The following is a 24,509-nucleotide window of genomic DNA, read 5'->3' as shown; positions in this document are numbered from 1 at the left end:
ATGGCCTTGCTCAGACCGCGACTCGGTGGTCCGCCAACTGCGGGCTGCTGACGCGGTAGATACCGATTTCACCTAACAGATTAGGCCATAGCTTACTGGCCCACCCGTGACGGTGCTGTTGATCCACGGCAAGCCGATCAATGACCTTGGCATCACGTTCGCGGCACAGCTCTTCGAAATCCTCGAAGGTGCAGAAGTGGATGTTCGGCGTGTTGTACCAGGTGTAGGGCAGGAACTCGGAGACCGGCATGCGGCCCTTGCTCGCCAAGTACCAGCGGCAGCGCCAGTGGCCGAAATTCGGGAAGGTGATGATGCACTGGCGGCCGACCCGGAGCATTTCGTCGAGGATCTTGTCCGGGTAATGCACCGCTTGCAGGGCCTGGGTCATGACGACGATGTCGAAACTGTTGCTGGCGAAGTTGCCCAGGCCCTTGTCCAGATCCTGCTCGATGACGTTGATGCCCTTGGCCACGCACTCGGCAATATTGTCGGCGTCGTTTTCCAGGCCATAACCGGTGACGTTCTTGTTGTCGCGCAGCCAGGTCAGCAGCTCGCCGTCACCGCAACCGAGGTCGAGGACGCGGCTGCCGGCGGGGATCCATTCCTGGATGATTTCCAGATCAGCTCTCATGGCTTTCTCACAACGAAATGCGGTTCATGTAATTGCCGAACGCCTGCAAGTAACGCGGGATCGGAATCAGAAAGGCGTCGTGGCCCTGCGGTGCGTCGATTTCCAGATAGCTGACGTCCTTGCGCGCGGCCATCAGCGCATCCACCAGTTCCCGCGAGCGCGCCGGGGAGAAGCGCCAGTCGGTGGTGAATGACATCACGCAGAACTTGGCCGTGGCGTTTTCGAAGGTTTTTGCCAGATCATCGTCGAAGTTCGCCGCCGGATCGAAGTAATCCAGTGCCTTGGTCATCAATAGATAGGTGTTGGCATCGAAGCGCCCGGAGAACTCTTCGCCCTGATAACGCAGGTAACTTTCAACCTGGAACTCGACGCTGTGGAAGTCGTAGTTGAGCTTTTCGCTCTTCAGGCCACGGCCGAATTTCTCGCCCATCGAATCGTCGGACAGGTAAGTGATGTGGCCGACCATGCGCGCGAGCATCAGCCCGCGCTTGGGGATCACGCCCGCTTCCTGGAACGAACCGCCGTGGAACTCAGGGTCGGTGAGAATTGCCTGACGTGCGACTTCGTTGAACGCGATGTTCTGCGCCGACAGCTTCGGTGCCGAGGCGATGGCCAGGCAGTGACGCACGCGATCCGGGTAGGTGATGGTCCATTGCAGCGCCTGCATGCCGCCGAGGCTGCCGCCGATCACCGCCGCCCACTGGCCGATGCCGAGCAGATCAGCGAGACGCGCCTGGCTGTGCACCCAGTCTTCGACGGTGAGCACCGGGAAGTCGGCGCCGAACGGCTTGCCGGTCTCCGGGTTGATGCTGCTCGGGCCGGTGGAGCCGTTGCAGCCGCCGAGGTTGTTCAGGCTGACCACGAAGAACTTGTTGGTGTCGATCGGCTTGCCGGGGCCGATGCAGCTGTCCCACCAACCGGGCTTGCGGTCGTCGACGCTGTGATAGCCGGCCGCGTGGTGGTGGCCGGACAAGGCGTGGCAGATCAGCACGGCGTTGCTCGCCTGGGCGTTCAGCGTGCCGTAGGTTTCGTAGATCAGATCATAGGCGGCCAGCGAACGCCCACAAGCCAGCGCCAGCGGTTCGCTGAAGTGCGCGGTTTGTGGTGTCACCAGACCAACAGAATCGGCGGGAAAGGCAGTTGGCATCGACCCTGCTCTCGTTGAAATGAGGCGTAAGTCTAAAGACCGTGGGGGGTAGCGGCAAGCGGCCCTCACCCTAGCCCTCTCCCGGAGGGAGAGGGGACTGACCGCGGCGATCTTCAGAGTGATGCTGACCTGAGGTATCGAGTCGAACTCAGGCCTTGAAAACAACCCGATCGGCTCCCTCTCCCTCGGGAGAGGGCTGGGGTGAGGGGAGCAGGCGACCCCATATCAAGTCGAGCGCCCGCTCCCTCTCACCTCACATCAGCAAACGCAGAATCTCCGGCATCATCGTCATCGCCGCCAGATTGTTGATCACCAGCATGTCGATCAATTTCAGCGCCAGGAAGGCGAAGATCGGCGACAGATCCAGGCCCCCGAGGTTCGGCAGGAAGCGGCGGAACGGTGCCAGCGCCGGTTCACAGATCTGGTTGACCAGTTCGGCGCCCGGATTGTGGCTGCCCGGTGCGACCCACGAGAGAATCACGCTGATGATCAGGGCAAAGAAGAAGATCTTCAGAAACAGCGCGGTAACGCCGATCAGCGACCAGATCAACAGTTGCAGCGGGTTGCCGGTGGTGCCGTAGGTCAACAGCAGGGTGAGTGCCATCAACAGTAGCTGCACCAGAATCGCCAGTACCAGCGACGACATGTCGAGGCCGAACAGGCTCGGGATGATCCGGCGCAAAGGCTTGAGCAGCGGCTGGGTGGCCTTGACCACGAACTGGCACAGCGGGTTGTAGAAGTTCGCCCGCACCAGTTGCAGGACGAAGCGCAGCAGCACGATCAGCAGGTACAGGCTGCCGAGGGTTTGCAGCACGTAAACCGCTGCGGTGTTCAATCCGATCATGTAAGGCTCCTTTATTTGCCCAGTTGTTCGGCCATTTCGGCCGAGCGGTGCGCGGCGGCGGCGAGTGCGGTTTCAACCAGCGCTTCGAAGTCGCCAGCCTGGAATGATTTGATCGCTGCTTCCGTGGTGCCGTTTGGCGAGGTCACACGGCGACGCAGTTCGGCGGCGTCAACGTCGCTGGACACCGCCATGTGCGCGGCGCCCAAGGCGGTCTGCACGGTCAGTTGTTCAGCGATTTCCTTTGGCAGGCCGAGTTTGACGCCAGCGGCGGTCATCGCTTCGATCAACAGGAAAAAGTACGCCGGGCCGGAGCCGGACACGGCGGTGACTGCGTCCAGTTGCTGTTCTTCGTCCAGCCACAGGGCGATGCCGACGGCGGACAGCAGCTCTTCGGCTTGCTGACGCTGCTCGGCGGTCACTTCGCTGGTCGCGTACAAACCGCTGACACCCTGACGCAGCAGCGCCGGGGTGTTCGGCATGCAGCGCACGATCGGCTGTTCGCCGAGCCACGCAGTCATGCTCGCGCAGGTGATCCCGGCGGCGATCGACACCACCAGTTGATTCGGCTTCAGGCTGGGGCGAATCGCCTCGCACACAGCTTTCATCGCCTGTGGCTTGACCGCCAGCACGACGACATCGACGCCTTCGATAGCCTGGGCGTTGTCGGCGAAGGTTTCGATGCCGTGCTCGGCGCTGACCCTGGCGCGGGTGTCGTCGCCCGGATCGCTGGCGCGGATCTGCGCCGCTTCCAGACCCTTGGCGCGCAAGCCGCCAATCAGACTGGCCGCCATGTTGCCCGCACCGATAAACGCAATACGTGTGTTGCTCATGTGTGGTCCTTATCTGGAAACGTTCAAGACTGGGAATAATCTCTGGCGCCAAACAGCGCGGTACCGATCCGCACCCAGGTGGCGCCTTGGGCGATGGCCGACTCGAGGTCGTGGCTCATGCCCATGGACAAGGTGTCGAGCGGCAGCTCGAGGCTCGCCTGCAAGGTCTGCACGGCGGCGAAAGCAGCGTCCTGTTCGGCGCGCGCCTCGGTCGGCTCGGGAATCGCCATCAGCCCGCGCAATTTCAGCCGGGGCAGGGCGCTGATGGCCTCGGCCAGCGCCGGCAGATCGCCCGGGGTGCAACCGGATTTACTCGCCTCGCCGCTGACATTGACCTGAATGCAGATGTTCAGTGGAGGCAGCTCGGCGGGGCGTTGTTCGGACAGGCGTTGGGCGATTTTCAGACGATCCACGGAGTGCACCCAGTCGAAATGCTCGGCAATTGCGCGAGTCTTGTTCGATTGAATGGGGCCGATGAAGTGCCAGATCAAGGGCAGATCGGCCAGCTCCAGCTGTTTGCCCAAGGCTTCCTGCAGGTAGTTCTCGCCGAAGTCGCGCAAGCCGGCGGCATAGGCTTCGCGCAGGGCCTGGGCGGGTTTGGTCTTGCTCACGGCGAGCAAATGGATGCTGTTTTCGTCGCGGTGTGCAGCTTTGGCTGCTGCCTGGATGCGCGAACCAACCTGAAGGATGTTGTCTGCTATCGTGGACATCAAGAGGCGCCGGCGGTCTGTAGGTTCGCGGCATTCTACTGGAATTGAGGGACGCTATGGATATCACTGAACTGCTGGCCTTCAGCGCCAAACAGGGCGCATCCGACCTGCACCTGTCGGCGGGCCTGCCGCCGATGATCCGCGTCGATGGCGATGTGCGACGGATCAATCTGCCGGCGCTGGATCACAAGCAAGTGCACGATCTGATCTACGACATCATGAACGACACCCAGCGCATCGAATTCGAGAAAAATCTGGAAACGGATTTTTCCTTTGATGTGCCCGGCGTGGCGCGGTTTCGGGTCAACGCGTTCAACCAGAACCGAGGCGCCGGCGCAGTGTTCCGCACCATTCCCTCGAAAGTGCTGAGCATGGAAGACCTCGCCATGGGCGATGTTTTCCGCAAGATCACCGATGCGCCGCGCGGGCTGGTGCTCGTCACCGGGCCGACCGGTTCCGGCAAGTCCACCACGCTCGCGGCGATGATCGATTACCTCAACACCCATCGCCATCACCACATCCTCACCATTGAGGACCCCATCGAGTTTGTCCACGAATCGCGCAAATGCCTGATCAATCAGCGCGAAGTCCATCGCGATACCCGCAGCTTCGCCACAGCGCTGCGTTCGGCGCTGCGTGAGGATCCGGACGTGATTCTGGTGGGTGAGATGCGTGACCTGGAAACCATTCGCCTGGCGCTGACCGCCGCCGAGACCGGGCATCTGGTGTTCGGCACCCTGCACACGACCTCGGCGGCAAAGACCATCGACCGCGTGGTCGACGTGTTCCCCGGCGACGAAAAGTCGATGGTGCGTTCGATGCTGTCGGAGTCGTTGCTGGCGGTGGTGTCGCAGACGTTGATCAAGAAGATCGGCGGCGGGCGGGTGGCGGCGCATGAAATCATGCTGGGGACATCGGCGATCCGTAACCTGATCCGCGAGGACAAGGTGGCGCAGATGTATTCAGCGATTCAGACCGGTGGGTCGTTGGGGATGCAGACACTCGATATGTGCCTGAAGGATCTGGTGACCAAGGGTCTGATCAGCCGCGAGCATGCCCGCGAGAAAGCGCGTACACCGGATAATTTCTAGTAGCCAAAAGCAAAAGATCGCAGCCTTCGGCAGCTCCTACAGGGAAACGCTGATCCCAATACAGGCGCTGCCGAAGGCTGCGATCTTTCGATCTTTCGATCTTTAGCGCTGGACTACACGCAGTTGCTGTTGCTCTTTGGGCAACACGCGCTTGGCCACGACGTAGTGCTTTTCCCAGTACGGCTTGTTCAGCGTGTCGATGCTCACCGCTTTGCCACGGCGCGGGGCGTGGATGAAGCGGTCGTTGCCCAGGTAGATGGCAACATGGTTGACCCGACGGCTCTTGATGTTGAAGAAAATCAGGTCGCCGGGTTTCAGATCCTTGCGCTCGACTTTCTCGCCGTGACCGCTGGCCATGGCGTTGGAGGTGCGTGGCAGGTCGAACGTAGCGTCGTTGAACGCGTATTTCACCAGGCCGCTGCAATCGAAGCCTTTACTTGGGCTGCTGCCGCCCCAACGATAAGGTGTACCGAGGACGTTCACCGCACGGCTCAGCACATTGCTGCTTTCCTTGCTCGCCATCGGTGGCACCAGTTTGCTGCGGCTCTTGCTGCTCAGCGTGGTGGTTTTGCTCTTGCTGCTTTTGCTCGCTGGAGCCGAAGCGTGGGATTTAGGGGTAAAGCCGTTAACGTTAGGAAGACGTTGCTCACGATTGGTGGCGTGGGCGGCCAGTGGCATTAATAGGCAAATAGTCAGCCATGTCTTGAAAAATGGTCGCATTAGGCGTGGCTCGTAAGTGATAGCGCGCAACTTTATAACAGCTTTTTTTGCCGTTCCGAGGCCGTTCATCGATTCATTCCGCCGGCCAGGGAACCAAAACCGCTTAAAAAGTACGCAATTGTCCGACAGAAGTCAGGTTCTACAAGGGTTTCGCGCTAGCAACGGTAACATTTGCCATACGTCGGCCACCTGTAAAAAAGTCACAAAGAAATGAAGAATATTTATCTATCGAGTGCAATGAGGTCTTAATGAACAGCTATCAGCTACCCCGCGTGAAAGAAAAAGACACTCACAGCAAAGTCATCGGCTACCTGCTGTGGATTTTCGGCTTCACGGGTGCGCACCGCTTTTATTACGGCAAGCCGGTGACCGGGACGATCTGGTTCTTCACCTTCGGTTTGCTGGGGATTGGCTGGCTCATCGACGTGTTTCTGATCCCGGCGATGGATCGCGAGGCCGACCTGCGTTTTGCCGCCGGGCCGATCGAGTACAACGTCGCGTGGATCCTGCTGACCTTCCTCGGTGTGTTCGGCGTACACCGCATGTATCAGGGCAAATGGATCAGCGGCTTGCTGTATCTGCTGACCGGCGGGTTGTTCTTTATTGGTGTGCTGTATGACTTCTGGACGCTGAACGATCAGGTGTCGGTGCGTAACGCGCAGAATCGCGGCGCCTTCCAGTAAGCTTTCGCGAGCAGGCTCGCTCCCACAGGAATCACCGTAAAACCTGTGGGAGCGAGCCTGCTCGCGAAGGGGTCAACTGGCTATCAAGCCTGGTGCGTAATCCGCCCATCCACCAGCGTATAGCGAACGACACCCGGCAAACTGTGCCCGATGAACGGGCAGTTCTCGCCCTTCGACAGCCAGTGCTCACCGGCCACCGTCGATGCTTTCGGATCGAACAGCACGATATCCGCCGCCCCTCCTACCGCCAGCTTGCCCGCCGGCAAACGCAACGCTTCGGCCGGGCCTGCGCTCAGGCGTCCCAGCAGCGTCGGCAAGTCGAGCAAACCATCTTCGACCAGGGTCATCGCCAGGGGCAGCAGCAACTCAACGCTGCTGATGCCCGGCTCGGTGGCGCCGAACGGCGCCAGTTTGGCGTCGCGCTCGTGGGGCTGGTGATGGCTGGAGATGGCCGAAACCACCCCGGACTTGACCGCTTCACGCAAACCATCGCGGTCGGCGCGGGTGCGCAGCGGCGGTTGCACGTGATAGAGGCTGTTGAAGTCGATCAGCGCTTCGTCAGTCAGGATCAACTGATACAGCGCGACATCCGCCGTTACCTTCAGGCCACGGGCCTGGGCCTGGGCGATCAGGGCAACGCCGCGAGCACTGGTCAACTGGCTGAAGTGCGCACGCACACCGGTCTGCTCGACCAGCAGCAGGTCACGGGCGAGCGCTACGGTTTCGGCGGTTTCCGGAATTCCCGGCAGGCCGAGGAAACTGGCGACCGCGCCTTCGTGGGCCAGACCGCCCTCGGCCAGATCGTGATCCTGGGAGTTGAAAATCACCGTCAGGTCAAACGTCGCCGCATATTCCAGCGCCCGGCACAGGGTGCGGCTGTTGCGGAAACTCTCCAGACCGTTGCCGAACGCCACACAACCGGCGTCACGCAGGGCCACCAGTTCGGCCAGTTGCTCACCGTCCAGACCTTTGCTCAGTGCGCCGATCGGGAACACCTTGGTGTTGCCGGCTTCGCGGGCACGGTCGAGGATCAGTTCGGCCACGGCAGAAGTGTCGAGCACCGGTCTGGTCTTCGGCGGGCAGCACAGACTGGTCACGCCACCGGCAGCGGCGGCGCGGGTTTCGCTGACGATCGAGCCTTTGCGGCTGTAACCCGGCTCGCGCAGGGCAACGTTGAGATCGACCAGGCCAGGCGCGGCGACCAGGCCTTGGGCATCGATGGTTTCTACTGCGCTGAAACCCGCCGGCGCGGCGCCGAGGGCGACGATCTTGCAGGCTTCAACGTGGATATCGGTGATTTGATCCAGGCCGCTGCTGGGATCGATGACGCGTGCGCCGAGAATGCTGAGCTTCACTGGGCGTTCTCCTGCTCGAATTGGCGCTGGGCAGTCTGCCCGCTCATGGCCATGGACAGCACGGCCATGCGAATCGCGATGCCGTAGGTCACTTGATTGAGGATCACCGAGTGCGGGCCGTCGGCCACCGCAGACTCGATCTCCACGCCACGGTTGATCGGCCCCGGGTGCATGACGATGCAATCCGGTTTGGCCCCGGCCAGGCGCGCGGTGGTCAGACCGAACAGGCGGTAGAACTCGCCCTCGCTCGGCAGCAGGCCGCCGGTCATGCGCTCACGTTGCAGGCGCAGCATGATCACCACGTCGACGTCTTTCAGGCCTTCGGCCATGTCGGTGTAGACCTTGACGCCGTATTGCTCGATGCCGATCGGCAGCAGGGTTTTCGGCGCGATCACACGGATGTCCGGGCAGCCGAGGGTTTTCAGGGCGAGCATGTTCGAGCGTGCCACCCGCGAATGCAGGATGTCGCCGACGATCGCCACCGAGAGGTTTTCGAAACCGCCCTTGTGCCGACGGATGGTGAGCATGTCGAGCATGCCTTGCGTCGGGTGCGCGTGTCGGCCGTCACCGCCGTTGATGATCGCCACTTGCGGGCAGACATGCTCGGCGATGAAGTGCGCCGCACCGGAATCACCGTGGCGCACGACGAACATGTCGGCGGCCATGGCCTCAAGGTTGCGCAGGGTATCGAGCAACGTTTCGCCCTTGCTTGCCGACGATGTCGACACGTTCAGGGTGATCACGTCCGCGGACAGCCGTTGGGCCGCCAGCTCGAAAGTGGTGCGGGTGCGCGTGGAGTTTTCGAAGAACACGTTGCACACGGTCTTGCCGCGCAGCAACGGGACTTTTTTCACCGCCCGGGCACCGACTTCGAGGAACGAGTCGGCAGTGTCGAGGATTTCCGTCAGCAACTCGCGGCGCAAGCCGTCGAGCGAGAGGAAGTGGCGCAGCTGGCCCTGATCATTGAGCTGCAGCGGGCGCTTGGTATCTAGAGGCGTCATCGCGAGGGGGACTCTCAATAGGGCGGATTAAAGGGTGACGTCTTGCAGTTCGAGGCTCAGCGGCTCGGGGCCGGACAGCTTGACCCGCTGGTTGCCGGCCAGGGCCAGGGTGGCGCCGACCACGTTCGGGCGGATCGGCAGCTCACCGGCGTCCAGATCCAGCAGGCAGACCAGAGTGACGCTGGCCGGGCGGCCGTAATCGAACAATTCGTTCATCGCCGCGCGGATGGTGCGACCGCTCATCAGCACGTCGTCGATCAGCACCAGATGCTGGCCTTCGATCTCGAAGGGCAGGGCGGACGGGCGCACTTGCGGGTGCAGGCCGTTCTGGCTGAAATCGTCGCGGTAGAAGGACACATCCAGCGTGCCCAGTGGCGCATCGCTGTTCAGTTCCTTGAGCAGCGCCTGCGCGACCCAGATGCCGCCGGTGCGGATGCCGATGTAACGCGGTTCGCTGATGTCACGCTGGGCAAGGTGCGCCTTGAGGCGGGTCGCCATCTGGCTGATCAGATCGGCGGGATTGGGCAGGCTCATGGTTGCTCCTTCGTGAATCCGCGCTGCGTCCTGCCGGACGAAGCTCGGTTTATAACCAAAAGAAAAGCGCCGAAGCGCTTGTCAGGATTCAAACAATGCGGTGTTTTCATCGAGCCAGCCCTGCAGCAGCAGGGCGGCGGCGATGGCGTCCACCGGGTTGTCGCGGTAACTGCCTTTCTGCCCGCCACGCACCAGTCGCTCGCCTTTGGCTTCGAAGGTGGTCAGGCGTTCGTCGTGGGTATAGAAGGGCAGGTTGTAGCGGCCGTTGAGGCGGCGGGCGAACTTCTCGGCGCGCACGCACATCTCGCTGGGCGTGCCGTCCATGTTTAACGGCAGGCCGACCACCACGGCGTCGGGTTTCCATTCTTTTATCAGCGCTTCGACCTGATCCCAGTTCGGCACGCCGTTTTGCGCCTTCAGGGTGCACAGCTCGCGGGCCTGGCCGGTGATGACCTGGCCGACCGCGACGCCGATCTGTTTGGTGCCGTAGTCGAAGCCGAGAATCAGGCGCAGGGCCATCAGGCGTGACCTGCCTGGCTGGTGAGCAGGTTGAGGTCGATGCCCAGGTGCCGCGCCGCCGCTTCGAGACGCAATTCGCTGCGGGTATTGAAGAGGATGTCGGCGTTGAACGGGCAGGTCAGCCAGGCATTGTCGGCCAGTTCGGCTTCCAGTTGCCCGGCTTCCCAACCGGCATAGCCGAGGGTGATCAGGCTCTGCGCGGGGCCGACGCCGTCAGCGATGGCGAACAGCACGTCCTGCGACGTCGACAGGGCCAGATCGCCGTCCAGTTGCGCGGTGGCCTGGAAGGTTTTGCCTGCTGGATGCAGGACAAAACCGCGATCGGTCTGCACTGGGCCGCCGATGAAGATCGGCACATTCTGGCAGCGCGCCGGCGGCTCGATGTCCGGGCGCAGCTGTTCGAGGATGTCGGCCAGGTTCAACTCTTGCGGTCTGTTGACCACCAGCCCCATCGCGCCATTGGCCGTGTGCTCGACGATGTAGGTCAAGGTGTGGGCAAAGTTCGGGTCGGCCATGTGTGGCATGGCGATCAGGAAGTGATGCTTGAGGTAGGTGGGGCTGACGTTTTTCATGAGCGCTAGTGTGGCGTTCGGGGGGCGAACTGACAAGCCGGAGATGTAAGCAACACACCGATCAACTGTAGGAGTGAGCCTGCTCGCGATAGCGGGGGTGTCAGTCAAATGTTCAGGTTCTGACATACCGCTATCGCGAGCAGGCTCACTCCTACAGGGGGTATGTGGTGTGTCAGTTGCTTGAGAGCTTGTCGCCCCGGGCAAATTTCCAGGTGCGGATGATTTCCAGACGATCGATATCCGACAGATCGCCGGTAAACGGTGCAAACGGCGCGGCCAGGCGGACGATGCGTTGCGCGGCCTGATCCAGCAGCGGCTGGCCGGAGGACTCCAGCACCAGCACTTCATACAGCGAGCCGTCGCGGTTGATCGAGACCATCAGGCGCAAATTGCCGTAGATCTGCTTGCGCCGTGCTTCTTCGGGGTAGTTGAGGTTGCCGATGCGCTCGACCTTCTTGCGCCAGTCGTCCTTGTACCAGGCGCCCTTGTCGCGCATGGTCGAGGCCGCGCTCAAGCGGTGGATGCGCGGGCGCTTGGCGTACAGCTGTTGTTCCTTGGCCAGCTCTGCTTCGAGGCTGGCGATGTCGCTGGACAACTGCGAGCTGTCGAACACCGGCGCGTCGACGGTCGGCTTGACCTCGGTTTTGCTTTCTTCTTTCTTGGTCGGCGCTTTCTTCGGTTTCGGCGCGACGGTGGTCACCGCTGCTTTCGGTGCGGCTTCCTGCACCTCTGGCTTGGCCGCGGGTGGCGGGGTGACCTTTTTGACCTGATTGTCCTGGAAAGGCGCGACTTCAGTGGTCTTGGGCAGGGCTTTCTTGTCCAGCGTGCCACTGCCTTCCTGGTTTTCCTGAGCGAGAAAATCTGCCTTCTCCGGCTTCTTCTCGGTCTTGAACGTGGCGAGGGTGATTTCCAGGGTTTTGCTGATCTGCTGCGGCTCGACCATCGTGAAGCCGACGCCCAGCAGCAGCGCCAAATGAATCAGCGCCGCGAGAAACAGGGTAAAACCGAGGCGATCGGCCGGGCGCACGCCACGATGGGCGAGTTCAGCGGGCAGATCGGACGGGAGAGTCATTACAGAAAAACCAACATCGCGTTTTCATGGGCCCGGCATGATAACGCAATGTTGGTTTTTAGCTGCAAGCGACGAGCTTCAAGCGACAAGCTGTATAGAGGCAGTTGCAAGTTTCGAGCTGCAAGCTGCAAGTCAGAAGCTTGTCGCTCGGCTTCAAGCTTGAGGCTTGCGGCTCGAAGCTTGCAGCTGCTTTTCAATAGCATCCATGAGCATGCCGCCGATGTCAGTGCCAAACGCGTTGTCGATTTCGCGGATGCAGGTCGGGCTGGTGACGTTGATTTCGGTCAGATGCTCGCCGATCACATCGAGGCCGACGAACAGCAGGCCTTTCTCGCGCAGGGTCGGGCCGACCTGGGCGGCGATCCAGCGATCCTTCTCGGTCAGCGGACGGGCTTCGCCACGGCCACCGGCGGCGAGGTTGCCACGGGTTTCGCCCATTGCCGGGATTCGCGCCAGGCAGTAATCCACCGGCTCGCCATCGATCATCAGGATGCGCTTGTCGCCATCGACGATCGCCGGCAGGTAACCCTGAATCATGATTTGCTGCTTGCCGTGCAGGGTCAGGGTTTCGAGGATCACCGAGAGGTTCGGGTGGCCGGCGGTGTGGCGGAAGATCGACGAACCGCCCATGCCGTCCAGCGGCTTGAGGATCACGTCGCCGTGATGATCGGCGAACTGGCGCAGTACATCCGGGCGACGGCTGACGATGGTTGGCGGCGTGCACTGCGGGAACAGCGTGGCGAACAGCTTTTCATTGCAGTCGCGCAGGCTCTGCGGCTTGTTCACCACCAGCACGCCGGCGGCTTCGGCCTGTTCCAGCAGGTAGGTGGAGTAAACGAATTCCATGTCGAACGGCGGATCCTTGCGCATCAGGATCACGTCCAGGTCGCTCAGCAGCTTGTCCTGCTCGGCGTCCAGTTCGAACCACTTGTCCGGGTTGGCGAAGACTTTCAGCGGGCTCATCCGCGCCCGCGCCTGGCCCTCGGCCTGGTACAGGTCTTTCTGTTCCATGTAGAACAGTTCCCAGCCGCGCTTCTGCGCGGCCAGCAGCATGGCCAGCGAGCTATCCTTTTTATAGGAGATGCTGGCGATAGGGTCCATGACAATCCCGACGCGAACGCTCATTGGGTTTTCCTCGAAATTTGGCTACCGGATCGGTATTGAAAAAGTGCCGCCAGAGTGGCGCCGGGCGGGTTTCGGGTCAAGGAAAAACCCGTCGATAGATTGCATCTGGAGACTGTGCTAAAAAGGCTGGCAGATCGCGCCGGCCCTTGGCTATCAAGGGTTTCAGGCCATTATTCACAGTAAATCGGACAATTTGATTCGCAAAGGCGACGGTAGAACCCTCTTATGGAACAGCAGTCCAGCGCCTTGAAGGTCATGGTGATCGACGACTCGAAAACGATTCGCCGCACCGCCGAAACCTTGTTGAAGAACGTCGGTTGCGAAGTGATCACCGCCATCGACGGTTTCGATGCGCTGGCGAAGATTGCCGACCACCATCCCGGGATCATCTTCGTCGACATCATGATGCCGCGTCTGGATGGTTATCAGACCTGTGCCCTGATCAAGAACAACAGCGCTTTCAAGGCGACGCCGGTGATCATGCTGTCGTCCAGGGACGGTTTGTTCGACAAGGCCAAGGGGCGGATTGTCGGCTCTGATCAATTTCTGACCAAACCGTTCAGCAAAGAAGAACTGCTCAACGCGATCCAGGCCCATGTTCCGGGCTTCGCCGCCGTTTTGCCGCAGTAAGACACGCACAGTGACGCTCGGCCAGCGGGCCGGCAGTCGACCAGAAAAATGGGGAAGACCATGGCACGTATCCTGATCGTCGATGATTCGCCGACTGAAATGTACAAACTCACCGGCATGCTCGAAAAGCACGGCCATGAAGTGCTCAAGGCCGAGAACGGCGCCGACGGCGTGGCCCTGGCCCGTCAGGAAAAACCCGACGCCGTGCTGATGGACATCGTCATGCCCGGCCTTAATGGTTTTCAGGCGACCCGGCAACTGACCAAGGATGCCGACACCGCGCACATCCCGGTGATCATCATCACCACCAAGGATCAGGAAACCGACAAGGTCTGGGGCACCCGTCAGGGCGCCAAGGATTACCTGACTAAACCGGTCGACGAAGACACCCTGATCAAGACCCTGAACAACGTGCTCAAAGGCTGATCGCGCAATCATGAGCGAATCGCTGACCGCGTTCGAACTGCTCTGGCAGATCGACCAGCGCTGCCGCCTGCTGGCGGCGGACCTGCCCTCGCAAGCGGCGCGCCCGGATCGCTGGAGCGGCATCGGCTTTCGCCTCGGCGAGCATTGGTATGTGGCGCCGATGGGCGAAGTCAGCGAAGTCCTGCATGAACCGCGCTTCACCCAGTTGCCCGGGGTCAAACCGTGGGTCAAGGGTGTGGCCAACCTGCGCGGGCGGCTGCTGCCGATCATGGACCTGTGCGGGTTCTTCGGCCACGAGCTGTCGCCGCTGCGCAAACAGCGGCGGGTATTGGTGGTGGAACACGAAGACGTGTTCGCCGGGGTGATGGTTGACGAGGTCATCGGTTTGCAGCATTTCGAGCAGGGCAGTTTCGAGCCGCTGTCGATCAGCAAGCGCCAGGGCTCCAAGGCCGAGTTCGTCAAAGGCTATTTCCGCCGCGAGCAGAACTGGCGGGTGTTCAGCCTGTTCGCACTGGCCAAATCCCCGGTGTTCATGGGTGTCGCAATATAGCCGTCACAACACAGATCCCTTGTAGGAGTGAGCCTGCTCGCGATTCAGGCGCCGCGGTGTATCAAGCACACCGCGTTATCGTTCAATCGCGAGCAGGCTCACTCCTACAGTTTCAACGGGCGAGCTTCAAACAGGCGAGGACCGATGACAAAAGCAAAAACAGGCAAGTCGGCAGAAGCATCGCGCAGTCGCGCACAGATCATCGTGCTGTTTATCGCACTGATCGTGTTCATCATGCTGCTGTTCGCCAACTTCGCGTACCTCAACACCCAGGCGAACTACGACAAGCAGTACATCGGCCACGCCGGTGAGCTGCGCGTGCTCTCGCAACGTATCGCCAAGAACGCCACTGAAGCGGCGGCGGGCAAAGCGGCGGCGTTCAAGTTGCTCAGCGATGCGCGCAACGATTTCGCCCAGCGCTGGGGTTACCTGAAGAAAGGTGACCCGAACACCGGCCTGCCGCCGGCACCCGTCGCCGTGCGCCCGGAAATGCGCGCGGTGCAAATGGACTGGGAGCGCCTGCTGAAAAACACCGATGCGATCCTCAGCAGCGAACAGACCGTGCTGTCGCTGCATCAGGTCGCCGCGACGCTGGCCGAAACCGTGCCGCAGTTGCAGATCGAATACGAAAAAGTCGTGGAAATCCTGCTCCAGCGCGGCGCCCCGGCGGCGCAGGTGGCGATGGCGCAGCGTCAATCGTTGCTGGCCGAACGCATCCTTGGCGCGGTCAACACCGTGCTCGCCGGTGACGAAAATTCGCAGCAGGCCGCCGATGCCTTTGGCCGCGATGCGGCGCGTTTCGGTCTGGTGCTCAACGGCATGTTGCAGGGCAACCCGGCGCTGAAAATCAGCCAGGTCGAAGACCGCGACGCCCGTGCGCGTTTGAGCGAAATCTCCGAGCTGTTCCAGTTCGTTTCAGGCTCCGTGGACGAGATCCTCGAAACCTCGCCGGAGCTGTTCAAGGTCCGCGAATCGGCGAGCAACATCTTCACCCTGTCGCAAACCCTGCTCGATGAAGCCTCGCACCTGGCCACCGGTTTCGAAAATCTCGCCGGCGGGCGCAACACCGACACCATTGGCGGCTATGTGCTGGGCTTGCTGGCGCTGGCCTCGATCATCCTCATCGGTCTGGTCATGGTGCGCGAAACCAATCGCCAGTTGCGCGAGACTGCCGAGAAGAACGAGCGCAACCAGAACGCGATCATGCGTCTGCTCGACGAAATCGAAGACCTTGCCGATGGCGACCTCACCGTGACCGCTTCGGTGACCGAAGACTTCACCGGCACCATCGCCGACTCGATCAACTATTCCGTCGACCAGTTGCGCGATCTGGTGGCGACCATCAACCTCACCGCCGGCCAGGTTGCCGCTGCCGTGCAGGAAACCCAGGCCACCGCCATGCATCTGGCCCAAGCGTCTGAGCAACAGGCCCAGCAGATTTCCGAAGCTTCGACGGCGATCAGCGACATGGCCGAGTCCATCGATCAGGTCTCGGCCAACGCTGCCGAATCGTCGGCGGTGGCCGAGCGCTCCGTGGAAATCGCCAACAAGGGCAACGAGGTGGTGCACAACACCATCCACGGCATGGACAACATCCGCGAGCAGATTCAGGACACCGCCAAGCGCATCAAGCGCCTCGGCGAGTCCTCTCAGGAGATCGGCGACATCGTCAGCCTGATCGATGACATCGCCGACCAGACCAACATCCTCGCCCTCAACGCAGCGATCCAGGCATCGATGGCCGGTGATGCCGGGCGCGGTTTTGCCGTGGTTGCCGACGAAGTGCAGCGGCTGGCCGAACGTTCGTCCGCCGCGACCCGGCAGATCGAAACACTGGTGCGGGCGATTCAGGCCGACACCAACGAAGCGGTGATTTCCATGGAACAGACCACCACCGAAGTGGTGCGCGGCGCGCGACTGGCGCAGGATGCCGGTGTGGCCCTGGAAGAAATCGAAGGCGTCTCCAAGACCCTCGCGGCGCTGATCCAGAGCATTTCCAACGCGGCGCAGCAGCAGACGTCCTCGGCGGGGCAGATCTCGCTGACGATGAACGTGATCCAGCAGATCACTTCGCAGACTTCGTCGGGGTCAACGGCCACCGCCGAGAGCATCGGCAACCTGGCGAAAATGGCCAGTCAGTTGCGCCGTTCGGTGTCCGGTTTCACCTTGCCGGCGGCGACAGATAAAGCGTGAGTGGAGTGGTTATGGGTGATCGGCACGACTATGTGGCCCTGGAGTGGGTCAAGGGCGAAATTGCCGAAACGCTGAAGCTCGCGCATCAGGCGATCGAAGCCGTGCTCGACGATCCGCAGGCCTTCCCCGGGCTGGACGAATGCCTGGCGTACATTCATCAGGTCCACGGCAGTCTGCAAATGGTCGAGTTCTACGGCGCGGCATTGCTCGCCGAGGAAATGGAGCAGTTGGTCGAAGCTCTGCAACATGAGCGCGTGCCGCACCGCGATGAAGCCCTGCACCTGATGCTGCAAGCGCTGGGGCAATTGCCGGCGTACCTCGACCGCGTGCAAAGCGCCCGTCGTGACCTGCCGCTGGTGGTGTTGCCGCTGATCAACGACCTGCGCAGCGCCCGTGGTGAAAGCCTGCTGGCGGAAACCAGCCTGTTCAGTCCGCCATTGCCCGAGCTGGCGCCGCTCGGCGACGAAGCACTCGCCGCACTGGAACCGCCCGAGCTGCCAAACGTGCTGCGCAAACTGCGGCAGATGCTGCAAATGGCCCTGGTCGGTCTGCTGCGCGAACAGGATGACCAAACGCACCTCGATTATCTGGCCAAGGTATTTACTCGCCTGGAAGCGTTGAGCGGCGACGCGCCGTTGAGCCCGTTGTGGCAGGTCGCCTCGGCGTTGATCGAGGGCATGCGCGAGGGCGTCATCGCCAACAGTCCGGCGCTGCGCAGCCTGTTCAAGGACGCCGACAAAGAGCTCAAGCGCCTGCTCGAGCAGGGCATCGTCGGGCTCAATCAACCGGCGCCGGCCGAGCTGCTGAAAAGCCTGTTGTTCTATATTGCCAAAGCCGAACATCCCACCGGGCAGATGCTGACCATGAAAGATCGCTACTCCCTGGACGACGCGTTGCCCGACAGCGCGATGGTCGATGAAGAACGCGCACGCCTCGCCGGCCCCGACCGCGATGCCATGCGCTCGGTGCTGGCGGCGCTGTGCGAAGAGCTGGTGCGGGTCAAGGAACGCCTCGATCTGTTCGTGCGCAGCGACCGCCAGCACGCCTCGGATCTGGACAGCCTGCTCGCGCCGCTGCGGCAGATTGCCGATACCCTCGCGGTGCTGGGTTTCGGCCAGCCGCGCAAAGTCATCATCGACCAATTGGCGGTGGTGCTCAGCCTCGCTCAGGGCCAGCGCGAACCGAACGACGCGATCCTCATGGACGTCGCCGGGGCCTTGCTTTACGTCGAAGCGACGCTGGCCGGCATGGTCGGCACGGTGGAGACGCAAAGCGCCGACGATGCGCGCCTGCCGACCACCGATCTGACGCAGATCCACCAGATCGTGATCAAGGAAGCGCGCATCTGCCTGCAACAGGCCAAGGACATGATCGTCGACTACATCGACGCCGATTGGGACCGCCAGCATTTGCAACCGCTGCCCGACCTGCTGACGCAGGTGCGCGGCGCGCTGGCGATGATTCCACTGCCACGGGCGGCGAGTCTGGTCGAGGCCTGCAACGGCTTCATTCGCGAGCATTTGATGCTCGATGCTCACGAACCGGGCTGGGAGCAACTCGATCATCTGGCCGATGCGATCAGCAGCCTCGAGTATTACCTCGAACGCCTGAGCGACGATCCGCAAGTACCCGCCGAACATCTGCTCGATGTCGCGCAGAACAGCCTCGCCAGCCTCGGCTTCTTTCCCAGCGAGCAGCCCGGCGAAGCCCAGGTGCCTGTGCTTGATGAAGTGCTCAGCCCTGACGAAGCGCAGGTCATGCAAGGCCTGCAAACCCTCGATGACCCTCAAGTGGTGCAGTCACTGGCCGAGGTGCTGGCCAGTCCGCTGTCGACGCTCAACCCACCGGCGCGCAATACCCCCGACAGCCTGATGCCGCCGCCGGCCGATGAAGAACCGGTCGACGATGAGCTGCGCGAAGTGTTCCTCGAAGAGACCGACGAAGTCCTCGCAGTGCTCCAGGAATACCTGCCGCGCTGGACCGCCAATCCGCAGGACCGCGCCGCGCTGACTGAACTGCGCCGGGCGTTCCACACCTTGAAGGGCAGCGGGCGCATGGTTCGCGCGTTGGTCCTCGGCGAACTGGCCTGGGCGGTGGAAAACCTGCTCAACCGCGTGCTTGAGCAAAGCGTCGAACCCGGCGCCGTGCTGCGCCAATTGCTCGGCGACACGCTGTTGCTGCTGCCCGAGCTGATCAACGAATTCGCCACCCAGCGCCAACGCCAGCGCAGCGATGTCGACCAGCTCGCCGCCCGCGCCCACGCGCTGGCCAAGGGCGATGAACCGCTGGCCGCCGAAGACACCGACGACGTCGCCGCGCTGGACCCGCTGCTGCTGGAAATCTTCCGCAAGGAGGCCGAAACCCATCTCGCCAGCCTTAATCGCTTCCTCGATCAAGCCGCCGAGCACGTGCCGTTGCCGGCCAGCGACGAGCTGCAACGCGCGCTGCACACGCTCAAGGGCAGTGCCTCGATGGCCGGTGTCTTGCCGATGGCCGAACTTGCCGCGTCACTCGATCAACTGGCCCGCGAGTTCAAGGCGCATCAGTTGCCGCTGGACCTGGACGAGGTCGAATTGCTGCTCGAAGCCGAAGGCCTGTTCCGTGTCGGCCTGCGTCAGCTCAAGCACGATCCGCTGGCGCCGATTGTCGGTGCGCAGTCGCTGATCAAACGCACCGACGCGCTGCTCGCCGAACGCCTGCAAGCCAGCTCCGATGGCGCTGAAAGCGGCCTGCGCCTAAAGCGCGATCCGCAACTGATCAACAACTTCCTCGCCCAGGGCATGGACATCCTGCTCGACGCCGAAAACCTCTTGCAGCGCTGGCAGCAGCACCCCGGCGAGCGCCAGGAACTCAGTGCCTTGCTCGATGAACTGACCACCCTCGGCGAAGGCGCGCACCTTGCCGATCTGCTGCCGGTCGACGGTTTATGCGAAGCCTTGCTCGACCTGTATGGCGCGGTGGAAGAAAGCAGTCTGGCGGTCAGTGAGCGGTTTTTCCACGAAGCGCAACTGGCCCACGAAGCGCTGATCAACATGCTCGACGAACTCGCCGCCGGCCAGGAAATCACCCCGCAACCGGAGCGGATCCGCGCCTTGCAGGAACTGCTCGACGAAGGCCTCGACCCGGCGTCGATGGGCCTGATCCGCAGCGATGGCAGCCGCACTCTGGACATTCGCGAACTGGGCAGCGCCACCGCCCAATTGCAGCAATCGGCTGCCGCGCTCGAACCGGACGACGAGATCGTTGAAATCTTCCTCGAAGAGGCGGTGGACATCCTCGACAGCGCGGGACAAGCCTTGCAGCGCTGGCTCAAGGATCCGGACAACACCGCGCCGCTGTCGTCGTTACAGCGCGACTTGCACACGCTGAAGGGCGGTGCGCGCATGGCCGAAGTCGAGGCCGTGGGCGACCTCGCTCAGGAACTGGAAAACCTTTACGAAGGCCTGGTCGATCGACGCTACAACCACAGCACCGCGCTCGAAGGGTTGCTGCAGCAGAGTCATGCACGCTTGGCAGGGATGCTCGAGCAACTGCAAGCGCATCAAGCGCTGACCCCGGCGCAGGATCTGATCGACGCCATCCGTCAGCTGCGTCAGGGCCAGGCCGCCAGCGAAACTGCCCCAGCGCCAACCGAGCACGACAACGCCGGGCACGACCCGGAGTTGCTGGAGATCTTCCTCGAAGAAGGCTTCGACATCATCGAAAGCTCCGGCGCCGCACTGCTGCGCTGGCAGGCCGAGCCGGGCAACCGCCAGGAAGTCGAAACCCTGCTGCGCGATCTGCACACCCTCAAGGGCGGCGCGCGAATGGTCGAAATCGGCCCGATCGGCGACCTCGCCCATGAGCTGGAATTTCTCTACGAAAGCCTCTCTACCGGTGGGCTGCAACCCTCTGCCGAACTGTTCGCGCTGGTGCAGCGCGGGCACGACCGACTGGCGCAAATGCTCGATGGCGTGCGCGCTGGGCAGCCGTGCCCACCGGCCGATCGGCTGATCAACGCGATCCAGAATTTCAGTCACCCGGTGCAGGTTGAAGCGCCGCCAGCGCCTGCACCATTGCCTGTGGCCAAGCCTGAGGCTGCGCCACCGAGTGCCGATGCTGGCGCGGACATGGTCAAGGTGTCTTCCGAACTGCTCGATGAGCTGGTCAATCTGGCCGGAGAAACGTCGATCTTTCGCGGGCGGATCGAGCAGCAGGTCAACGATGCGCAGATTGCCCTGAACGAGATGGAAACCACCATCGAACGTATGCGCGATCAACTGCGCCGCCTCGACACGGAAACCCAGGGGCGCATTCTCAGCCGTCAGCAAGTCGACGGTGAGCGCCTCGGTTACGAGGATTTCGATCCGCTGGAAATGGACCGCCATTCGCAGTTGCAGCAACTGTCGCGGGCATTGTTCGAATCGGCCTCGGACCTGCTCGACCTCAAGGAAACCCTCGACCGCCGCAACCACGATGCGGAGAACCTGCTGCAGCAGCAGGGACGGATCAACACCGAGCTGCAGGAAGGCCTGATGCGCACGCGCATGGTGCCGTTCGAACGCATGGTCCCGCGTCTGAAACGCATCGTTCGTCAGGTCGCTGAAGAGCTGGGCAAGGATGTTGCGTTTGTTGTCGGCAATGCCGATGGCGAGATGGATCGTAATGTCCTCGAACGCATGGCCGCGCCGCTGGAACACATGCTGCGCAACGCCGTCGACCATGGCCTGGAATCTGCCGAGGTGCGGCTGGCGGCGGGCAAACCGGCGCAGGGACAGATCAGCCTCGATCTGTCTCGCGAGGGCGGCGACATGGTTTTCGACATCCGCGACGACGGCGCCGGGGTGCCGCTGGAAGCCGTGCGGCGCAAGGCGATCAAGCGCGGTCTGCTGGCGGCCGATGCCGAGATCAGCGACCGCGATGTCCTGCAATTCATCCTCCAGCCGGGCTTCTCCACGGCGGAAAAGATCACCCAGATTTCCGGGCGTGGCGTCGGCATGGACGTGGTCCACGAAGAAGTGCGTCAGCTCGGCGGTAGCATGAGCATCGATTCAGTGCCGGGGCAGGGCGTGCATTTTCGCATTCGCCTGCCCTTCACCGTGTCGGTCAACCGCGCACTGATGGTGCAGTGTGGCGAGGATCAATACGCGATTCCGCTGAACACCATCGAAGGCATCGTGCGCGTGTTGCCGAATGATCTGGAAGGGCACTTCCGTCACGATCCGCCCCGATATGAATATGGCGGTCAGCGTTATGAGCTGTGCTACCTCGGCGAGCTGCTGAAGACTGCGCCACGGCCGAAACTGCTCGGGCAGAACCTGCCGTTGCCGGTGCTGCTGGTGCATTACAACGATCGCCACATCGCGGTGCTGGTCGACTCCATGGCCGGCACCCGCGAGATCGTGGTCAAGAGCCTCGGCCCGCAGTTCGCGGCGGTGCAGGGGGTGTCGGGGGCGACGATTCTCGGCGATGGCCGCGTGGTGCTGATTCTGGATCTGCTCGCCCCGATCCGGGCGATGCAGGCGCGTCTTTCGCAAGAGCCGGCGCGCACGGAGATCGACAGCGAACCGCACAAGCCGCTGCTGATCATGGTCGTCGATGACTCGGTGACGGTGCGCAAGGTCACCAGCCGTTTGCTTGAGCGCCACGGCATGAACGTGCTGACCGCCAAGGACGGTGTCGATGCGATGCTGCTGCTCGAAGAGCACATGCCCGATCTGATGCTGCTCGACATCGAAATGCCGCGCATGGACGGCTTCGAAGTCGCCACCCAGGTGCGCAACGACGAACGCCTGCAACACCTGCCGATCATCATGATCACCTCGCGCACCGGGCAGAAACACCGCGACCGCGCCATGGCCATCGGCGTCAACGACTACCTCGGCAAGCCGTATCAGGAATCGGTGTTGCTGGAGAGCATTGCCCAGTGGAGCAAGAAACATGCATGAACACCGGCACAACCCGCGCACCGGCCAGCTCACCGGGCTGCTGCTGCCGCTGGCCGATCGCAATCTGATCCTGCCCAACGTCGCGATCGCCGAGCTGATCGACTACCAGGCCAGCGCCTTCGACCTCGACACCCCACCGTGGTACCTGGGCCGGGTGACATGGCGTGAGCGGCAGATTCCGCTGATCAGTTTCGAATCGGCGTGCGGACAGAAAATCGTCATCGGCGAACGGGCGCGGATTGTGATCTTGAATGCCTTGGGTGGTTTGCCTGAATTGAAATTCATTGCCCTGCTGGTGCAGGGGATTCCGCGGTCGTACAAGCTCGACAGTCAGTTGAGTTATGTCGATGTGCCGTTGTGTGCGCTAGAGCAGGCGGCGGTGCAGGTCGGCGAGCAGGTGGCGAAGGTGCCGGATTTGTTGGGGCTGGAGCGGTTGTTGGTGGAGGCTGGCCTAGTAGGCTGATCCGGATTTTGGGCGGATTTGCTGGCCTCATCGCGAGCAGGCTCACTCCTACAGGGGGCTGCGGTGCATGAGATTTTGCGGCTGGACGCAGATCCATTGTAGGAGTGAGCCTGCTCGCGATAACGCCAGCCGCATCACCACAATCCCACAGGTAGATCCTCAATTCCTGTAGCTCAATAAACACCAATCCTTTCCGGTGTTTAAAGACACCAAGTGTTACGCCCCACCAGCCTACAAATCCTTGCGCCCCTGCCTACGCCTGCGCCAGAATCCGCCGGCTTGTGCGCCCAGGGCATGCTGCGTAACTTGGATCGGGTCACTGATTCGCAGTGGTCGGGTTTAGCAGCCCGTGGTTAATCTAAGGTTGCACGAGCACCGTCAGTCAGGCCTCTCGCCTGCACTCGATGGCGGCTGTGCGCAGGGCGCTTCGGCGCGCCGGCTTCCTTAGGTTCCCCGGTCTGCTAACCTGCGTTCAGCTGCCACCCTTCTTTTAGCAGAGAAGCGGTTGCGGCTTTATCCGGAACCTGAAAATGAAAAAACCATCGCCAAACCCGCCGACCAAAGACCCGGCATCGCCCTACGAATCCCCCGACTCCAGGAAATTCCACGAAGCCGCCGAGCGCGCCCTCGACCATTACCTCGGCCCGCCCAGCGCTGACTTCATGGCCCCGCCTTACATCCCCAACACGCTGTACATGGCCAATCCCGAGGCCGACACCGAATCCTTGCTGGCCGATGCCTGTGAAACGCTCGGCTCGGCAACGGTGATGCTGCATAACCACGCAGCTTCAGTTGAAGGCTCACAGCGCAAGACCCTGCAAGGCATCGCGCAGATTGTCATGGTGGCGGAGATGGCGGTGAACCGGGTGCTGGACAAAATGGTGCCAACCGACTGAAAGCCCCTCACCCCAGCCCTCTCCCAGAGGGAGAGGGAGCCGACCGAGGTGTCTCGCGTCCTACATCGACCTGAATAACCGAGTCGATTATGGATTCACTACAACTGGTTCAGGTCAGCATCATTCCCAAGCATCCCCCAATCAGTCCCCTCTCCCTCGGGAGAGGGCTAGGGTGAGGGGCTGTTGATTTTTCGTTTCGGGATTCACCACGGCTGCTTCAGGTCGGCGTCATTCCCAAGCATCCCCCAATCGGTCCCCTCTCCCTCGGGAGAGGGCTAGGGTGAGGGGCTGTTGATTGTTCGTTTCGGGATTCACCACGGCTGCTTCAGGCCGGCGTCATTCCCAAGCATCCCCCAATCAGTTCCCTCTCCCTCGGGAGAGGGCTAGGGTGAGGGGCTGTTGATTTTTCGTTTCGGGATTCACCACGGCTGGTTCAGGTCGGCGTCGTTCCCAAGCATCCCCCAATCAGTCCCCTCTCCCTCTGGGAGAGGGCTAGGGTGAGGGTAGCTTTTGAACGTTACGCTCAGCGTAATGATTCACCACCCAGCTTGATTGATGCCCTCACCACACGCGCCTACCGTGGCTCCACG

At 61.9% G+C, this 24,509-nt stretch carries 22 protein-coding genes; 9 read left to right on the top strand and 13 right to left on the bottom strand.

What is annotated here, in order from left to right; translation table 11 throughout:
* Positions 1–10 precede the first annotated feature (10 nt).
* The 5 genes from metW to LIS66_RS25235 all read right to left on the bottom strand — a co-directional run bounded on the left by metW (position 11) and on the right by LIS66_RS25235 (position 4,162).
* Positions 11–631, bottom strand: a complete 621-nt coding sequence (gene metW / locus LIS66_RS25255) for a methionine biosynthesis protein MetW (RefSeq protein WP_024014659.1) — start codon at positions 629–631, stop codon at positions 11–13.
* 7 nt (positions 632–638) lie between these two features.
* Positions 639–1,778, bottom strand: a complete 1,140-nt coding sequence (gene metX / locus LIS66_RS25250; protein WP_083353760.1) for a homoserine O-succinyltransferase MetX — start codon at positions 1,776–1,778, stop codon at positions 639–641.
* Positions 1,779–2,031: 253 nt separating this feature from the next.
* Positions 2,032–2,622 (bottom strand): YggT family protein, encoded by a 591-nt coding sequence (locus LIS66_RS25245; RefSeq protein ID WP_039757546.1) that lies wholly within the window; start codon positions 2,620–2,622, stop codon positions 2,032–2,034.
* A gap of 11 nt (positions 2,623–2,633) precedes the next feature.
* On the bottom strand, positions 2,634–3,452 hold the full coding sequence (gene proC / locus LIS66_RS25240; protein ID WP_227973244.1) for a pyrroline-5-carboxylate reductase: 819 nt from the start codon (positions 3,450–3,452) through the stop codon (positions 2,634–2,636).
* A gap of 23 nt (positions 3,453–3,475) precedes the next feature.
* The gene (locus tag LIS66_RS25235; protein ID WP_227973243.1) at positions 3,476–4,162 is read right to left on the bottom strand and encodes a YggS family pyridoxal phosphate-dependent enzyme; all 687 of its coding nucleotides are present in this window, start codon (positions 4,160–4,162) and stop codon (positions 3,476–3,478) included.
* A gap of 56 nt (positions 4,163–4,218) precedes the next feature.
* Between LIS66_RS25235 and LIS66_RS25230 the strand changes: the two genes are divergently transcribed.
* Entirely contained in the window at positions 4,219–5,253 is a 1,035-nt protein-coding gene (locus LIS66_RS25230; protein ID WP_016772732.1) for a type IV pilus twitching motility protein PilT, read from the top strand.
* 102 nt (positions 5,254–5,355) lie between these two features.
* Here the strand turns inward: LIS66_RS25230 and LIS66_RS25225 are convergent, their stop codons facing one another.
* Positions 5,356–5,973 carry a C40 family peptidase gene (locus LIS66_RS25225; RefSeq protein ID WP_042606566.1) on the bottom strand — a complete coding sequence of 206 codons (618 nt, stop codon included), beginning with the start codon at positions 5,971–5,973 and terminating at the stop codon, positions 5,356–5,358.
* 248 nt (positions 5,974–6,221) lie between these two features.
* Between LIS66_RS25225 and LIS66_RS25220 the strand changes: the two genes are divergently transcribed.
* Entirely contained in the window at positions 6,222–6,656 is a 435-nt protein-coding gene (locus LIS66_RS25220; RefSeq protein WP_039757549.1) for an NINE protein, read from the top strand.
* A gap of 83 nt (positions 6,657–6,739) precedes the next feature.
* On the opposite strand, the gene LIS66_RS25215 is transcribed toward LIS66_RS25220, so the two are convergent.
* From LIS66_RS25215 to gshB, 7 genes are all read right to left on the bottom strand, one after another.
* A complete protein-coding gene (locus tag LIS66_RS25215; RefSeq protein ID WP_227973242.1) occupies positions 6,740–8,011 on the bottom strand; it encodes a dihydroorotase in 1,272 nt (423 codons plus the stop codon).
* Positions 8,008–9,012, bottom strand: coding sequence for an aspartate carbamoyltransferase catalytic subunit (locus tag LIS66_RS25210; protein WP_016772736.1), 1,005 nt, complete (start codon positions 9,010–9,012; stop codon positions 8,008–8,010). The genes LIS66_RS25215 and LIS66_RS25210 overlap by 4 nt, the downstream gene beginning before the upstream one ends.
* Positions 9,013–9,039: 27 nt before the next feature.
* Entirely contained in the window at positions 9,040–9,546 is a 507-nt protein-coding gene (gene pyrR / locus LIS66_RS25205; protein WP_042606568.1) for a bifunctional pyr operon transcriptional regulator/uracil phosphoribosyltransferase PyrR, read from the bottom strand.
* 81 nt (positions 9,547–9,627) lie between these two features.
* On the bottom strand, positions 9,628–10,065 hold the full coding sequence (ruvX, locus tag LIS66_RS25200; RefSeq protein WP_016772738.1) for a Holliday junction resolvase RuvX: 438 nt from the start codon (positions 10,063–10,065) through the stop codon (positions 9,628–9,630).
* Positions 10,065–10,637, bottom strand: coding sequence for a YqgE/AlgH family protein (locus tag LIS66_RS25195; RefSeq protein WP_065615068.1), 573 nt, complete (start codon positions 10,635–10,637; stop codon positions 10,065–10,067). The genes ruvX and LIS66_RS25195 overlap by 1 nt, the downstream gene beginning before the upstream one ends.
* Before the next feature lie 172 nt (positions 10,638–10,809).
* Positions 10,810–11,709: an energy transducer TonB gene (locus tag LIS66_RS25190; RefSeq protein ID WP_227973241.1), complete on the bottom strand. Its 900-nt coding sequence runs from the start codon at positions 11,707–11,709 to the stop codon at positions 10,810–10,812.
* Between the two features lie 153 nt (positions 11,710–11,862).
* A complete protein-coding gene (gene gshB, locus LIS66_RS25185; protein WP_042606571.1) occupies positions 11,863–12,834 on the bottom strand; it encodes a glutathione synthase in 972 nt (323 codons plus the stop codon).
* A gap of 225 nt (positions 12,835–13,059) precedes the next feature.
* Between gshB and pilG the strand changes: the two genes are divergently transcribed.
* The 7 genes from pilG (at position 13,060) to LIS66_RS25150 (ending at position 23,919) form a co-directional block, all read left to right on the top strand.
* Entirely contained in the window at positions 13,060–13,464 is a 405-nt protein-coding gene (gene pilG / locus LIS66_RS25180) for a twitching motility response regulator PilG (RefSeq protein ID WP_016772743.1), read from the top strand.
* 60 nt (positions 13,465–13,524) lie between these two features.
* On the top strand, positions 13,525–13,890 hold the full coding sequence (gene pilH, locus LIS66_RS25175; RefSeq protein ID WP_039757553.1) for a twitching motility response regulator PilH: 366 nt from the start codon (positions 13,525–13,527) through the stop codon (positions 13,888–13,890).
* Between the two features lie 10 nt (positions 13,891–13,900).
* The gene (locus LIS66_RS25170) at positions 13,901–14,440 is read left to right on the top strand and encodes a chemotaxis protein CheW (RefSeq protein WP_042606572.1); all 540 of its coding nucleotides are present in this window, start codon (positions 13,901–13,903) and stop codon (positions 14,438–14,440) included.
* Positions 14,441–14,584: 144 nt separating this feature from the next.
* Complete coding sequence (locus LIS66_RS25165) at positions 14,585–16,633, top strand: methyl-accepting chemotaxis protein (protein ID WP_064364165.1); 2,049 nt, start codon at positions 14,585–14,587, stop codon at positions 16,631–16,633.
* A gap of 11 nt (positions 16,634–16,644) precedes the next feature.
* Positions 16,645–22,560 (top strand): Hpt domain-containing protein, encoded by a 5,916-nt coding sequence (locus tag LIS66_RS25160; protein WP_227973240.1) that lies wholly within the window; start codon positions 16,645–16,647, stop codon positions 22,558–22,560.
* Positions 22,553–23,023 (top strand): chemotaxis protein CheW, encoded by a 471-nt coding sequence (locus LIS66_RS25155; protein ID WP_042606575.1) that lies wholly within the window; start codon positions 22,553–22,555, stop codon positions 23,021–23,023. The genes LIS66_RS25160 and LIS66_RS25155 overlap by 8 nt, the downstream gene beginning before the upstream one ends.
* Before the next feature lie 530 nt (positions 23,024–23,553).
* The gene (locus LIS66_RS25150; RefSeq protein ID WP_042606576.1) at positions 23,554–23,919 is read left to right on the top strand and encodes a DUF6124 family protein; all 366 of its coding nucleotides are present in this window, start codon (positions 23,554–23,556) and stop codon (positions 23,917–23,919) included.
* Positions 23,920–24,509: the final 590 nt, after the last annotated feature.

This window comes from Pseudomonas sp. HN2 (genome assembly GCF_020736465.1).
In the GTDB taxonomy this organism is placed as follows: Bacteria; Pseudomonadota; Gammaproteobacteria; order Pseudomonadales; family Pseudomonadaceae; genus Aquipseudomonas; species Aquipseudomonas moraviensis_A.
The sequence above is the reverse complement of the archived record's forward strand: the minus strand, read 5'-3'. Positions and strand labels throughout refer to the sequence as shown.